Annotated in this window: 17 protein-coding genes; 13 read left to right on the top strand and 4 right to left on the bottom strand. The window is 60.1% G+C overall.

Going from position 1 to position 13,832, the window contains the following annotated elements; translation table 11 throughout:
• The first annotated feature begins 14 nt into the window (after positions 1-14).
• From IMCC20628_RS07955 to IMCC20628_RS07940, 4 genes are all read left to right on the top strand, one after another.
• Positions 15-599: a hypothetical protein gene (locus IMCC20628_RS07955; RefSeq protein ID WP_047029782.1), complete on the top strand. Its 585-nt coding sequence runs from the start codon at positions 15-17 to the stop codon at positions 597-599.
• Between the two features lie 78 nt (positions 600-677).
• Complete coding sequence (gene purB, locus IMCC20628_RS07950) at positions 678-2,006, top strand: adenylosuccinate lyase (RefSeq protein ID WP_047029781.1); 1,329 nt, start codon at positions 678-680, stop codon at positions 2,004-2,006.
• Positions 2,007-2,155: 149 nt separating this feature from the next.
• Positions 2,156-2,389: a hypothetical protein gene (locus IMCC20628_RS07945; protein WP_047029780.1), complete on the top strand. Its 234-nt coding sequence runs from the start codon at positions 2,156-2,158 to the stop codon at positions 2,387-2,389.
• A 77-nt stretch (positions 2,390-2,466) separates the two neighbouring features.
• Positions 2,467-3,024, top strand: coding sequence for an alpha/beta hydrolase (locus tag IMCC20628_RS07940; RefSeq protein ID WP_047029779.1), 558 nt, complete (start codon positions 2,467-2,469; stop codon positions 3,022-3,024).
• A gap of 16 nt (positions 3,025-3,040) precedes the next feature.
• Here IMCC20628_RS07940 and IMCC20628_RS07935 read toward each other — a convergent pair whose 3' ends face one another.
• On the bottom strand, positions 3,041-3,802 hold the full coding sequence (locus IMCC20628_RS07935) for an aldolase/citrate lyase family protein (RefSeq protein ID WP_047029778.1): 762 nt from the start codon (positions 3,800-3,802) through the stop codon (positions 3,041-3,043).
• A gap of 117 nt (positions 3,803-3,919) precedes the next feature.
• On the bottom strand, positions 3,920-4,240 hold the full coding sequence (locus IMCC20628_RS07930; protein ID WP_047029777.1) for a DUF1476 domain-containing protein: 321 nt from the start codon (positions 4,238-4,240) through the stop codon (positions 3,920-3,922).
• A gap of 223 nt (positions 4,241-4,463) precedes the next feature.
• Here IMCC20628_RS07930 and purC point away from each other — a divergent pair, with 223 nt between their 5' ends.
• Genes purC through IMCC20628_RS24205 form a run of 4 tightly spaced genes read left to right on the top strand, consistent with a single transcriptional unit; the run spans position 4,464 to position 6,887 of the window.
• Complete coding sequence (gene purC, locus IMCC20628_RS07925; RefSeq protein ID WP_047032371.1) at positions 4,464-5,228, top strand: phosphoribosylaminoimidazolesuccinocarboxamide synthase; 765 nt, start codon at positions 4,464-4,466, stop codon at positions 5,226-5,228.
• 18 nt (positions 5,229-5,246) lie between these two features.
• On the top strand, positions 5,247-5,489 hold the full coding sequence (gene purS / locus IMCC20628_RS07920; RefSeq protein ID WP_047029776.1) for a phosphoribosylformylglycinamidine synthase subunit PurS: 243 nt from the start codon (positions 5,247-5,249) through the stop codon (positions 5,487-5,489).
• A 3-nt stretch (positions 5,490-5,492) separates the two neighbouring features.
• A complete protein-coding gene (gene purQ, locus IMCC20628_RS07915; RefSeq protein ID WP_047029775.1) occupies positions 5,493-6,167 on the top strand; it encodes a phosphoribosylformylglycinamidine synthase subunit PurQ in 675 nt (224 codons plus the stop codon).
• A 51-nt stretch (positions 6,168-6,218) separates the two neighbouring features.
• Entirely contained in the window at positions 6,219-6,887 is a 669-nt protein-coding gene (locus IMCC20628_RS24205) for a thioesterase domain-containing protein (protein ID WP_052766348.1), read from the top strand.
• A 62-nt stretch (positions 6,888-6,949) separates the two neighbouring features.
• Here the strand turns inward: IMCC20628_RS24205 and IMCC20628_RS07905 are convergent, their stop codons facing one another.
• Positions 6,950-8,293, bottom strand: a complete 1,344-nt coding sequence (locus tag IMCC20628_RS07905; RefSeq protein ID WP_047029774.1) for an NAD(P)-binding domain-containing protein — start codon at positions 8,291-8,293, stop codon at positions 6,950-6,952.
• Between the two features lie 201 nt (positions 8,294-8,494).
• Here IMCC20628_RS07905 and IMCC20628_RS07900 point away from each other — a divergent pair, with 201 nt between their 5' ends.
• The 4 genes from IMCC20628_RS07900 to IMCC20628_RS07885 all read left to right on the top strand — a co-directional run bounded on the left by IMCC20628_RS07900 (position 8,495) and on the right by IMCC20628_RS07885 (position 11,798).
• Positions 8,495-8,872 carry a hypothetical protein gene (locus IMCC20628_RS07900; protein WP_047029773.1) on the top strand — a complete coding sequence of 126 codons (378 nt, stop codon included), beginning with the start codon at positions 8,495-8,497 and terminating at the stop codon, positions 8,870-8,872.
• A 146-nt stretch (positions 8,873-9,018) separates the two neighbouring features.
• Positions 9,019-11,250, top strand: coding sequence for a phosphoribosylformylglycinamidine synthase subunit PurL (purL, locus tag IMCC20628_RS07895; RefSeq protein ID WP_047029772.1), 2,232 nt, complete (start codon positions 9,019-9,021; stop codon positions 11,248-11,250).
• A gap of 20 nt (positions 11,251-11,270) precedes the next feature.
• Entirely contained in the window at positions 11,271-11,504 is a 234-nt protein-coding gene (locus tag IMCC20628_RS07890; protein ID WP_047029771.1) for a BolA family transcriptional regulator, read from the top strand.
• Positions 11,505-11,513: 9 nt separating this feature from the next.
• Positions 11,514-11,798 carry a hypothetical protein gene (locus tag IMCC20628_RS07885; RefSeq protein WP_047029770.1) on the top strand — a complete coding sequence of 95 codons (285 nt, stop codon included), beginning with the start codon at positions 11,514-11,516 and terminating at the stop codon, positions 11,796-11,798.
• 3 nt (positions 11,799-11,801) lie between these two features.
• Here IMCC20628_RS07885 and IMCC20628_RS07880 read toward each other — a convergent pair whose 3' ends face one another.
• Positions 11,802-12,791, bottom strand: coding sequence for a LysR family transcriptional regulator (locus IMCC20628_RS07880; RefSeq protein ID WP_197078413.1), 990 nt, complete (start codon positions 12,789-12,791; stop codon positions 11,802-11,804).
• Between the two features lie 160 nt (positions 12,792-12,951).
• Between IMCC20628_RS07880 and IMCC20628_RS07875 the strand changes: the two genes are divergently transcribed.
• Positions 12,952-13,794, top strand: a complete 843-nt coding sequence (locus IMCC20628_RS07875; RefSeq protein ID WP_047029769.1) for a c-type cytochrome — start codon at positions 12,952-12,954, stop codon at positions 13,792-13,794.
• Positions 13,795-13,832: the final 38 nt, after the last annotated feature.

Genomic DNA, 13,832 nt, shown 5'->3' with positions numbered 1-13,832 from the left:
ACCCGACGCCTGGAATGAAAACTCCCGTCAAACGGCACAAGGGACCGGCGCCGAGACCGGCCAACGACAACTCCAGTCTGCGCGACCGCCTGCAGGCAGCCCGTATGTCCTGGCGCGACGCGGTCCTCGGCGCGGTCAGCTGGGGCGCTGCCATGGCGCTTTCGGCTCAGGCCTCGCTCTGGCTGTCGACAGCTGCCCTGACCGATCATTACTGGAGCCTGACAGCGCTGGCATTTTGTGGCGCCGCCCTGGCCTGGCCGCTGAGTCTGGCCAGCTTCCGCTTCATTTCCTATGGCCGTGCCAGGGAAGCGGCCTTCGCCGCAGCTTTCCTGTGCCTGACGGTTTTCACCATTGGCGTCACCTCGGTGATGTTTGCCTTCCTGTACCGAAATTTTTATGCGCAATGGCACGGCGATCCCTTTACAAAGCTCTGGCTGGTCCAGCTGGTTTTCACCGTCGGTGCCGCGCTCTATCAGTTCGCGGTCCAGGGACTGCGGCTCTATCTGCCGCTCGGAGTGGTGTTCCTGTTCGCAGCGTCATTCTTGCTTGCACGGCGTCATGATCGATCAAAACAGCTCAAAAGCCGCATTATCCCCTAGACAAAGCCGATCTGTCGTTTGATTTCGATTCAAAATGATCTAGACCCGGCGCAACGCAACAAACCCACGGAACTTGCCATGATCCCGCGCTATTCCCGCCCTGATATGGTCGACATCTGGTCACCGGAAGCCAAGTTCCGAATCTGGTTCGAAATCGAGGCCCATGCCTGCGATGCACTGGCCGAACTGGGCGTGATCCCCAAGGAAGCTGCCAAGACCATTTGGGAAAAAGGCAACGCCGCCACCTTCGATGTCGCCCGTATCGACGAGATCGAGGCTGTCACCAAACACGACGTGATCGCGTTTCTGACCCATCTGGCCGAAATCGTCGGCCCCGACGCGCGTTTTGTCCACCAGGGCATGACCTCGTCCGACGTGCTCGACACCTGTTTCAATGTGCAACTGGTCAATGCGACAGACCTGCTGCTGGCCGACATGGACAAATTGTTGGCCGCGATCAAGCGCCGGGCGTTCGAGCACAAGGAAACTGTCTGCATCGGCCGCTCCCACGGCATCCACGCAGAACCGGTCACTTTCGGCCTGAAGATGGCCGAAGCCTATGCCGAATTCGACCGCAGCCGCACCCGCCTGATCAATGCACGCGCCGAAATCGCCACCTGCGCCATCTCCGGCGCCGTCGGCACCTTCGCCAATATCGATCCCCGCGTTGAAGAACATGTCGCCAAGGCCATGGGCCTGACCGCCGAACCGGTCTCGACCCAGGTGATCCCGCGTGACCGGCATGCGATGTATTTCGCCACGCTTGGCGTTATCGCCTCCTCGATCGAGCGCGTCGCCACCGAGATCCGCCATTTGCAGCGCACAGAGGTGCTGGAAGCTGAAGAATATTTCTCGCCCGGCCAGAAGGGCTCGTCGGCAATGCCGCACAAGCGCAACCCGGTGCTGACCGAAAACCTCACCGGTCTGTCGCGTCTGGTGCGCATGGCGGTCACACCGGCGATGGAAAACGTCGCCCTGTGGCATGAGCGCGATATCTCGCACTCCTCCGTCGAGCGCATGATCGGCCCGGACACCACTGTCACGCTCGACTTCGCGCTTGCCCGCCTCACCGGCGTCATCGAGAAGCTGATGATCTATCCGGAGCGGATGATGGGCAACATGGACCGTCTCGGCGGCCTGGTGCATTCCCAGCGCATCCTGCTGGCGCTGACCCAGGCAGGTTCGTCGCGCGAGGACGCCTACCGTCTGGTCCAGCGCAACGCCATGAAGGTCTGGGACAGCTACCAGGTCTCCGGCGATTCCAGCGTCGACTTCCTCACCGAACTTCTTGCCGACGAAGACGTGCGCAAATACCTCTCCGAAGTCGAAATCCGCGACAATTTCGATCTCGGCTACCACACCAAGAATGTCGACGTGATCTTCAAGCGCGTGTTTGGCGAGAGCTGAGACCCGCGCTCCAGAAATCCTGCGGATTACCATCTGTCACCTGAAGTGAACGGCGGGCATCAAAATGCCCCCGTGTCGCCGCGGTTGCGTCGCCATGTCGCCGCGGTTGCCGCCCAATCTGGCGTTCAATCCACCTCATGGAGGACGCCATGCATAAATATCCGCCGGTTTTCGAGCAAGACCGCCACGATCGCCGGGAACACGGCTATGAACCGCAAGAGACCAACACCACCGGCATCAGCCTCTGGATCGCAGCCGTTGTCGTCATCGTCTCGCTTGCAGCGCTGTTGCTGTTCAGCGACGGCAAGCTGAGCAATGGCGGTGCGCCCTTTGTGATCACCCCGCCAAGCCAGGTAACCGCAAGCCCGGCAATGGGCCTGTGAACCGTCTTGCGTCTGGCCACCAGCAATGAGCCAGTCCACCGGTTGACATTTGCGCCCCATTCACCCACCTCGATGCAATGAAAGTTGCAGAATCCGACATCCTGATTGTTCCCGGATATACCAATTCCGGGCCCGACCACTGGCAGACGCGCTGGCAGGCGCGGCTATCAACCGCGCGCCGCGTTGAACAGGACTCCTGGGCAAAGCCGGTCCGGGAAGACTGGACCGCCCGCTTTGCCGAGGCCGTCAACGAAGCCACAAAACCGGTCGTCGTCATCGCCCACTCCCTGGGCGTTGCAACGGCATTGCAGGCCCTGCCGCAATGCACCAACAAGATTGCCGGTGCGTTTCTGGTTGCCCCCCCGGATGTGGACAATCCGACCATCCGGCCGAAGCACCTCATGACCTTCGGTCCCTACAACCGTGACCCGTTGCCGTTCCCGTCGATCGTGGTGGCAAGCCGCAATGACCCGTTCGGATCCTATGAGCATGCCGGCGACATGGCCAATGCCTGGGGCTCGGAGCTGATCGATGCCGGTGAGGCTGGACACATCAATCCCAAATCAGGCCATGGCCCCTGGCCCGAGGGCATCATGGTGTTCGCCCACTTCCTCTCGCGGTTGCAGGCAACCTGACGAACCGGCTTGGCGTTCAGCCGCGCGCCTTGTCGAGCATCACCGCCGCGCCGGCATGGAAAATGCCGGGGTCGGTATTGAGCGCAGCCATCCGGTAGCCCATTTTTGCAAATCCCGGCACATCCGCCGGATCAACCGCAAAGATCGCGGCAAACTTGCCTGCTTCGCGGGTGCGACGGCCGATTTCGGCGATGACGGCCTGGAGTTCGGCATTGCGCGGGTCGACACCGGCGCCATTGGACCAGGAAATCGACAGATCGGACGGCCCGACAAAAATGCCGTCGATACCGTCGTTTTCCAAAATTCCGTCAAGTGCTGCAAACGCTTCCCGGGTTTCGATCATCGCCAGCGCCATTGTGTTCCGGTTGGCCGCGCCAAAATAGCTTTCCGGCGTATGCGACGTGTGCAGTTGCAAGGCTTTTGTCGGCCCCCAGGAACGCTCTCCCATCGGTGGATACTTCATCGCCTTGGCAAAGGCGTCGGCATCGGCGACCGAGTTGATCATCGGCGCAATGACCGCCTCAAACCCCATGTCGAGCCCACGGCTGGCCAGATCGTTGCGGCCTACCGGAATGCGCAGGATCGCAGGCTTGCCTGCGGCCAGGATGGCCTTGGCCGAATCAAATGCCGTCGATTCACTGTGGGCACCGTGCTGCATGTCGATGGTAACCGTGTCGAATGGACAACGGGCCAATGCCCCAGCTATTTCAGCCGAGGCTGACGTCGACCAGGCGGTGGTCAGCATCTTGTCCTGATCGGCTTCGTTTCGCAGTTGCATGGTTGGCTCCTCCCGAATCACCACTTCGCCACTAGCGGGCGCACAGCCTCCTCAATCCAACAAAAAACCGCCCGCGGCAAGCCGCAGGCGGTTTCAGGAGAATCAGGCCTGGCCGGATCAGCTGGCCTGGATCTGTTCCACAGCAACAGCCAGCAACTCGTCCATTTTGCGGCGTAGCTGATGGTCGGACTGGTCGACGCCGCCGGCGTCGAAATCGCCACGCACCTTGCGGAACACGTCTTCATCGCCGGCTTCTTCGAAATCGGCCATAACCACGCTCTTGGCATAGGTCTCGGTATCATCGCCGGTTTTACCCAGCAATTCTGCGGCCCAAAGCCCCAAAAGCTTGTTGCGGCGGGCTTCCGCCTTGAACTTCAGTTCCGCATCGTGAGCAAACTTGTTCTCGAATGCGTTCTCGCGGTCTTTCATGTTGCTCATGGCTGGCTCCAGACTGTGAATCGATAATCCCTTTATGGGCGTTTGCCCCATAAAACAAAAGACCGCCAAAAGTGCAATGCAAACCCGCATCCATCGGTGTATTTCCGGGGACATTGCCGACAACGGCGTTGTGAAAGCCCGGACAATCCGCTAAAGCACGGCTCAAAATCGACCCTATGCCGAGTTGCCGCGGCTTCAGCCGGCTCAACTGACAGAGATGCTCATGACCCGTCGCCGCCGTATCTATGAAGGCAAGGCCAAGATTTTGTATGAAGGCCCTGAACCCGGCACACTGATTCAGTTCTTCAAGGACGACGCTACGGCGTTCAACAAGAAGAAACACGATGTGGTTGACGGCAAGGGCGTGCTCAACAACCGCATCTCCGAGTACATATTCACGCATCTCAACCGCATCGGCATCCCGACTCACTTCATCAAGCGCATCAATATGCGCGAGCAGCTGATCAAGGAAGTCGAGATCATCCCGCTTGAAGTGGTTGTCCGCAACATCGCCGCCGGCTCGCTGGCCAAGCGCCTCGGCATCGAGGAAGGCACGGTTCTGCCGCGCTCGATCATCGAATTCTACTACAAGGCAGATGCGCTTGATGACCCGATGGTGTCTGAGGAGCATGTCACTGCCTTTGGTTGGGCCAGCCCGCAGGAAATCGACGACATCATGGCACTTGCCATCCGCGTCAACGACTTCCTCACCGGCCTGTTCCTCGGCGTCGGCATCCAGCTGGTTGATTTCAAGATCGAATGCGGCCGGCTGTTCGAAGGCGACATGATGCGTATCGTCGTCGCCGACGAGATCTCGCCCGATTCCTGCCGCCTCTGGGACGTCAACACCAACCAGAAGCTCGACAAGGACGTCTTCCGCCGTGATCTCGGCAGCCTCGTCGAAGCCTATCAGGAAGTCGCTCGCCGGCTTGGCATCATGAATGAAAATGAGCCGAACCGTCCCACCGGACCGGTTCTGGTCAAGTAAGCGTCGGGAGTTCTTCGAATGATCAAGGCACGCGTCACCGTGACTCTCAAGAACGGCGTTCTCGACCCGCAAGGCAAGGCCATCGAGCATGCGCTCGGCGGCCTCGGGTTTTCCGGCGTCGATTCCATTCGTCAGGGCAAGGTGTTCGATGTGGTTCTTGAGACCTCGGATCGCGCCAAGGCCGAAGCCGAACTCAAGGCCATGGGCGAAAAGCTGCTCGCCAACATGGTGATCGAGGATTTTGCGGTCGAGGTACTCTGAGCCATGAAAGCCGCCGTAATCCTGCTTCCCGGCCTCAACCGCGATCGTGACATGATCGCGGCGCTGACCCATATTTCCGGTCAGGCCCCGCAAACCGTCTGGCAGACCGAGACATCGATCGAAGATGACGTCGATCTGATCGTCATCCCCGGCGGATTTTCCTATGGCGACTATCTGCGCTGCGGCGCCATAGCCGCCCGCATGCCAGTGATGCAGGCTGTGCGAGAGAAGGCCGAAAAAGGCACGCGGGTCATTGGCGTCTGCAATGGTTTTCAGATCCTGCTCGAAAGTGGATTGCTTCCCGGCGCGCTGATGCGCAACGCCTCGCTCAAATTCGTCTGCCGCGAAGTCAATCTCGAAGTCGCCAACGCAAACACCGTATTCACGCAAGGCTACACTCAGGGCCAGATCATCCGCTGCCCGGTGGCCCATCATGACGGCAATTATTTCACCGATGCAGCGACCCTTGCCGACATCGAAGCCAGCAACCAGGTGGCCTTCCGCTACACGGCGGACACCAACCCGAACGGCTCGCTCAACAACATCGCCGGCATCGTCAACAAGGCCGGCAATGTGCTGGGCATGATGCCACATCCGGAAAACCTGATCGAAACCGCCCATGGCGGCAATGATGGCCGGGCCTTGTTTGAAGCGGCGCTGGGGCTTGTCGAAGCCTGAGATTTCCGCAATTATTGCTTATAAACTTGGTTTTTAAGCGGTAGACCCAAAATGATTGCGCCACAGGTTTTGACGTTTAGCCTTCACCGGCTGTGTTTCAGGCATGCATTCTGGTTGCTGGCTGTCGGTTTTCTGGCTTTGGCGACCGATGGCCCTGCCCCGGCCCGCGCTGCATCAGCGGCGTCCGCTGCCACCGAGCCTGCAACGCAGGTCTATTTCATCCGCGGCTTCCTCGGGGTTTTTTCCACCGGATTTGACCGCATGGCCAAGAGCCTCGAAAAGGACAGGATCCGGGCCGAGGTCTACAGCCATCTCAGCGGATCTTCGGTACGCGCCAAGATTGCCAGGCAATACGCCCAGTCAAAAAGAAAGAGACCGATCATTCTTGTCGGCCACTCCTTTGGCGGCAATGCAGTGTTCGAGGTGGCCGCGAGACTGCGCAAGCAGAACATCCCGGTCGCCTTGGTGATCAGCGTCGACCCGACCCGTGCCGGCCCGCTTTCAAGCAATGTCAAACGCTATGTAAATTACTTCTTTCCCGGCAACGGGCTCGGTTCCGAGCTCAAACCCAAATCCGGCGTACCCCAATCCCGCATTAAAAACATCAACATGCGCAAACGTGTTGATGTGGCGGGCGTCGGCGACGATCACTGGACCGTCACCAACAACGCAGCGCTGACGCGTGAAATCCTCAAAGCGGTCAAACGCGCCGTGCGGTAGAGAGCGCCTGGACAAGGCGCTGTTGCAACGACACAGGAAATCCTCGAACCGAGGCCTGTACGCTATGCCTCAATTGAATCCATGTGAACGTGAGATGTATCCGTATTCAGCTTTCCGGCTGCGCGCAGGATTTTCTTGAGTTCAGCGGTGTATTCGTAGGTGTCGACCTGAATGGCGTGGCGCGTGCTGGCTTTGTAGCGCTTGGCGTTGCGGCGCATCTCGAGGTCAATCCGCGCGGCCATATCCGCCGGCCGTTTCCAGGCACCGGAAATTTCAGCCGCGGCCACCTTGGCCTGCAGTTCCGCGAGCACCCAGATGCACCCGATCGGCTGGATCATCCCGATGAAATACAAATTCGAAATGTCCGCAGGCATCATCTTGAGATAGAGCGGCACCTGGGTGGCGTCGCTCCAATCCGGGCAGACATCCTTGAGAATCGGAACCCCAAGCTTGTAGCCGGTCGCCCAGATGATCAGGTCAAACTCTCCCTTTGTTCCGTCCGCGAACCGGATTGTGCGCCCGTTCGCCTCTTCGATGCCGGTCCGGGGCAATATCTTCCCATGACGAATCCGATCGAGAACTTCGGTGTTGAGCGTCGGATGGCTGCTGAGCAAACAAGGACCGGGTTGCTGCAAACCGTACCTGGAGAATGGCCCGACAAAGAGTTTCAAACTCGCCTTGATGAACCAATTGCGCGCCCACCTGGTAAAGGGCTTGTGCAGTTTGGCGAACTGGGCGTCCACCGGGCGTCCAAGGATGTGTTTGGGAATGATCATCTGCGGGGTGCGGATGCTCAGGCTGACATGGTCCGCCACTCGCGACAACGCCACGGCGATATCGCAGGCAGAATTTCCTCCTCCAACCACCAGCACCCGTTTGCCTGCAAAGCCGTCAGCTTTCCGGTATTGGGCCGAATGCATCTGCTTACCGGAAAAATCCCCGGGCAATTCAGGGATTGCAGCTTGCCGGTGATGGCCGGAACAGACCAGCAGATAATCCGCTGTGTGCTGGTATGAGCCTTCTTCGCCGGTAACGGTGATGGTCCAGCGCCCGTCCGCAGCCCGCGAAACCGTCTCGACGTGCGACTTGAACCGGATATGTTGCGTCAGGTCAAAATGCGCTTCATACGCACGCATGTAAGCCAGGATCTGCCGGTTTGAGGGATAATCCGGATAATCTTTCGGCATGCGGAAATCAGGAAACTCCGACCAGCGTTTCGAGCTGATCGTATGCGCCGTCTCGTAAACACTGGGTCGCGCCGTATCCTCTGAGTAGGCCCAGATGCCGCCGGAAGCATCCTGGACTTCGTGGCAAATGATGTCCCCGATCCCGGCCGCCGCTACATTCTTGATTGCAGTAAGGCCTGTCGGCCCGGCGCCGATAATACAAACGCGGAAATGTTCCAATTTCGACCTGCTGACCTAAATGAATTTGCTAGGACAAGTGTCATACCAGCGTTGATAATCTGGTCAACCATGACGGGCAACACCAGACGCATTGTCGCTTCTGCAACACCATTCGCTTCACCAGATGATGCTGTTGCGCCGGGAATCGTGCTATTGCATCGCAAAACGTGGCAACGACCGAGACGTCGGCAGGAGATCCTCATGAAACGAATTTGGCCGTCGCTTGCCCTTGCTGGCGGTTTCGCCCTGTCATCCTGCGCGCCCGCTTCCCGGCCTGGCGCCGGCCTCGACAGCCACGCAGCAGCCGTCGCGACATTGCAGCGGATCAATACACAGGCTCATGCCTGTTGGCTCAAGGACAGCGATTTCAAGGAATTTGGCATTATCCCGGAACTCGACACCACCAGCACGCCGCGGCTTTTGATTATCCCGCGCGGCAAGCCGCAATCGCTGCCGAAAGCCGTCATTGTCGCCTCTGCCAGCAGTGCCCAATTTTACGGTCCGCTTTCGGCCACACCGCTCGCGAGCCGCATCAACGGCGACATCTCGCGCTGGGCATCGGGCGCCGCCGGGTGTTAGCAACGCCCCGTCGCACCAACACCTCAGGTTGCGTGTCCACAGGAATGCGGAACTATTCGGCATTCTGTTGAAATTCAAGCTGCCATCGCATGCCGCAGTGCGCTATAGCCTGCTGCATACCGAGGACAAGAAGGGCGCCATCCGCCATGACCATTCCAAATATCATCCCCATCACCGATGAGCTGATCGCCGCGCACGGGCTCAAGCCCGAAGAGTACCAGCGCATTCTCGATCTCATCGGTCGCGAGCCGAGCTTCACCGAACTGGGCATTTTCTCGGCCATGTGGAACGAGCACTGCTCCTACAAATCCTCGAAGAAATGGCTACGCACCCTGCCGACCGAGGGACCGCGGGTGCTGCAGGGACCGGGCGAAAATGCCGGTGTGGTCGATATCGGCGATGGCGACTGCGTGGTCTTCAAGATGGAAAGCCACAATCACCCCTCCTACATCGAGCCCTATCAGGGGGCGGCCACCGGCATGGGCGGTATCCTGCGTGACGTGTTCACCATGGGCGCCCGTCCCATCGCAGCCATGAACGCCCTTCGTTTCGGCGATCCTGAGCACACCAAGACCCGTCACCTGGTCTCCGGAGTCGTTGCCGGTATCGGCGGTTATGCCAACTGCTTCGGTGTCCCCACAGTCGGCGGCGAAGTCGAGTTCGATGCGCGCTACAACGGCAATTGCCTGGTCAACGCCTTTGCCGCAGGCATCGCCAAGACCGATGCGATCTTTCTGTCGGAAGCCAAGGGCGTCGGCCTGCCGGTCGTCTATCTTGGCGCCAAGACCGGCCGTGACGGCGTTGGCGGTGCCACCATGGCCTCGGCCGAGTTCGACGAATCGATCGAGGAAAAGCGCCCCACCGTTCAGGTCGGCGACCCGTTCACCGAAAAATGCCTGCTCGAGGCCTGCCTTGAACTGATGCAGACCGGCGCAGTCATCGCCATTCAGGACATGGGCGCTGCCGGCCTCACCTGTTCGGCGGTCGAGATGGGCGCCAAGGGCGGGCTCGGCATCGAGCTGGATCTCGACAAGGTTCCTGTGCGCGAAGACGAAATGAGCGCCTACGAAATGATGCTGTCGGAAAGCCAGGAGCGCATGCTCATGGTGCTCGAGCCCGAAAAAGAAGCCGAAGCCAAGGCGATCTTTGTCAAATGGGGCCTCGATTTCGCCATCGTCGGCAAGACCACCGACGATCTCAGGTTCCGGGTACTGCATCAGGGCGAAGAAGTCGCCAATCTGCCGATCAAGGAATTGGGTGACGAAGCGCCGGAATATGACCGTGAATGGCGCGAGATTGGCGGCTTGTCGCCGCTCGAAACCTCCGATGTCGAAGAGCCGGAAGATTACGGCCAGTCGCTGCTTGATCTGCTCGGTTCGCCCAACAACGCCTCCAAGCGCTGGGTCTGGGAGCAGTACGACACCCTGATCCAGGGCAATTCGCTTCAGCTCCCCGGCGGCGATGCCGGCGTGGTCCGCGTTGAAGGTCACGACACCAAGGCGCTAGCATTTTCATCCGATGTCACCCCGCGCTATGTCGAGGCCAACCCTTATGAGGGCGGCAAACAGGCCGTCGCCGAATGCTGGCGCAACCTCACCGCCACCGGGGCCGAGCCGCTGGCTTCCACCGACAACCTCAATTTCGGCAATCCCGAGCGGCCAGAAATCATGGGTCAGCTGGTGATGGCCATCCAGGGGATTGGCGAGGCCTGCCTGGCACTCGATTTCCCCATCGTTTCGGGCAATGTCTCGCTCTACAACGAGACCAATGGCGAAGCGATCCTGCCGACACCCACCATTGGCGGCGTCGGCCTGATCGACAACTGGAACCAGATGGCCCGCATTGGCGGCGCCAGCACCGGTGACGCGGTGATCCTGATCGGCATTGACGGCAGCCATCTTGGCCAGTCCGCCTGGATGCGCGATTGCCTCGGCCGTGCCGAAGGCGCACCGCCGTCTGTTGATCTGATGGCCGAACGCCGCAATGGCGATTTCGTCCGCTCTGCAATCCGCAATGGCCAGATCACCTCATGTCACGACATTTCATCAGGCGGCCTGGCCGCGACGCTGGCTGAAATGAGCATGGCGTCGAATCTCGGCATGGACATCGATCTGTCGAGCTGCAATGGCCCTTCGCATGCCCTGCTGTTTGGCGAGGATCAAGCCCGTTACGTCATCACCGTACCGGCGGATCTTTCGGGATATATCATGGCCAGCGCCGAAGGCGCGGGTGTACCGTTCCGTCATCTTGGCACAGCCTTAGGCAACAATTTGAACATCAGCGGGGTTCTGTCGGTGCCCGTATCTGCATTGCGCGCCACCCATGAATCGTGGTTCCCTGCCTATATGGACACCCCGGCAGCCCTTGCCGCTGAATAGACCAATCAGGAGCCTCACAGATGGCCATGAATGCTGACGATATTGAAAAATTGATCAAGACCGGAATTCCCGATGCGCAGATCACCATTCGCGATCTTGCCGGCGATGGCGACCACTATGCCGCCGAAGTCGTCTCCGAGAGCTTCCGGGGCAAGAGCCGGGTGCAGCAGCACCAGATGGTCTACAACGCTCTACAGGGCAATATGGGCGGCGTGTTGCATGCCTTGGCGCTGCAGACCAGCGTGCCTGAGTAAACCCTCGCCATGGCGGGGTTTCTCGAGGGCCTGATAGCAGACATCATCGACGGCCTCGCGGACGGAGCGGCCAAGGGTGCTGTGACCCGCAAGCGCCGCCGCACCACGCGTCGCAAGACGACCCGCCGTAAGACGACTTCACGGCGCAGGCGTTCAACCACCTCATCGACCATCGAAAAAGTGCTGATCGAAGCGCTCACCGGCAAGAAACCGGCCCGCACCCGCGCCAAGACACGCCGGAGCAAAAGCTGCACGACAAAGCGAAAATCGACGGCGCGCAAGCGAACGTCCTGATTGTCAGGGCACTGCTACGTCTGTGATTTCCGGATCAGCGGGACTGTCCAGGGATGAGAGCTCAGCCACCTGGTCAGGGCCGGTTCCAGCAGATACCGCCTCAGCCATGCCCCGCTGCCGCAACCCGTCGAAATAACGTCCCAGAAATCCCATCACCGCCCGCACCCGCGCTGTCTGCCGATGCCGCTCATGCGTCAGCAACCAGACCTCGTTGCGGCTGAATTCGGGCGGCGTGAAGCAATGAATCAGGTCCGCGTCGCCGGCGGTGAGAAAATCCGACAGCACCGATACCCCGACCCCGGATTTCACGCTGTAATAGACCGGGGCCAAGCCGGTATGACGCACCACGATGACGCTGTCCGGGATGTGCTGCCGGAACCAGCCGGTTACCTGCGGTGAAAAGCTCTTGTCCTGCGGCGCCAGCACGGAATGACCGGCGAGATCGGCGATGCTTCGCGGCACTCCATGCGCACGGGCGTAACTGCTGCTGCAATAGAAATTCCAGGTTTCTTCCGCCAGCCGCCGGCCGAACAGTCCGTTATCGGTCGGCCGCCCGCCTGCGCGAATGGCGATATCGGCTTCACCGGCAGCAAGATCAAGCATCCGACCTGACGCCATGAGCTCGATCCGGATCGCCGGATGCATGCGTCGCAATTCGGCAATCGCCTGATTGAGAAAGATCGAGCAGACCAGTTCCGCCGCCGTCACTGTGACTGCCCCTGAAATATCCCGGCTGATGGCGTCAGCCTCATGCTCGAAGGCGAGATGGGCGGCTTCCGCCGCCTGCAGACGCGGCAGAAGCGCCGTCAGTGTTGCAGTCGCCGCGTAGCCGGTGCGGCGCTTGTCGAAAAGCTCCACCGCGAGCTCTCTCTCCAGCGCCGCAATCCGCCGCATCACCGTGCTCTGGCTCACCTTGAGTGTGCGACCGGCGGCAAGCGTCGATCCCGTCCGCCACACCTCCAACACATACCGAATGTCGTTCCAGTCGCTCATCAGCGCAATCCCGGCAGATCCAGGCGGCATTATGCAATTTTGCCGGGCCGGCTGGCAAGAATGGTGTTTGAACCGGAATTGCAACCTTTGCTATTGGCCCGCCATCAATTGGGGGCAACCTCGTTCGCTCCATCAACCCGTCCATTTCAGGCGAAATCCGATGAAAAAGCTTCTCCGCAGGATTGCAATGTTTGCCCTGTCCATCGTCGCGCTCGGCGCCGTGGCCATTTACATCGGGTCCGAGCACCGGCTGGGCAAGACCTATGAGGTCGCCGTCACCGATTTCCATGCCGACACCGGCCTGCCAATCGAAGAGGCCAGCCGCCGCGGCCGCAGCTTCATGTGCGTCGGCTGCCACCGCAGCGCCGGCAACGTGCTGTTCAAGGCGCCATTGGTCGGCACGCTTGTCGCGCCCAACATCTCTCGCATCGCCCCCACCTACACTGATGGCGAGCTCGAACGGCTGATCCGTCATGGCATCAAGAAGGATGGTTCTGCAGCCCTGGTGATGCCATCGGCGACATTCGCGCATCTGGCCGACGACGATGTCGCTAACATCATCTCCTGGCTGCGCACCCAGCCCGAGGCAGCTGACGCCCTGCCCTCCGCCACCAGCTTCGGGCCGCTCGGGCGGCTGGCCCTAGCGCTCGACCAGTTGCCCTTCGAGGCCGACCATACCCCCCACGACCGGCCAAAACTTGCCCACCGGCCAGAAAATCCCGGTCAGTATCTCGTCGCCAACACCTGCAGCCATTGCCACCATTTGCAGACAAACGCAGAGGTCGAGGGCAAAATGGTGCCACCGTTGGCCATCGTCAGCCAGGCCTATTCGCTCGGCGATTTCATCAAGCTGCTGCACACCGGCATCGGCACAGGCGATCGTGACCTCGGCCTGATGAGCGAAGTTGCCCGCGCCAATTTTTCAAACTTCACCGAAGCTGAAATCGCCAGCATTCATGAGTGGCTGCTGACCGAACCGCAGGATGAAAGCGCGCATCCATGATCAAACAACCGCAATGGCAGCGCCTCGCGTTGCCATCG

The organism is Hoeflea sp. IMCC20628 (assembly GCF_001011155.1).
In the GTDB taxonomy this organism is placed as follows: Bacteria; Pseudomonadota; Alphaproteobacteria; order Rhizobiales; family Rhizobiaceae; genus Hoeflea.
Note: the sequence above shows the minus strand (reverse complement) of the source record. Positions and strands in the feature narration are given on the sequence as shown.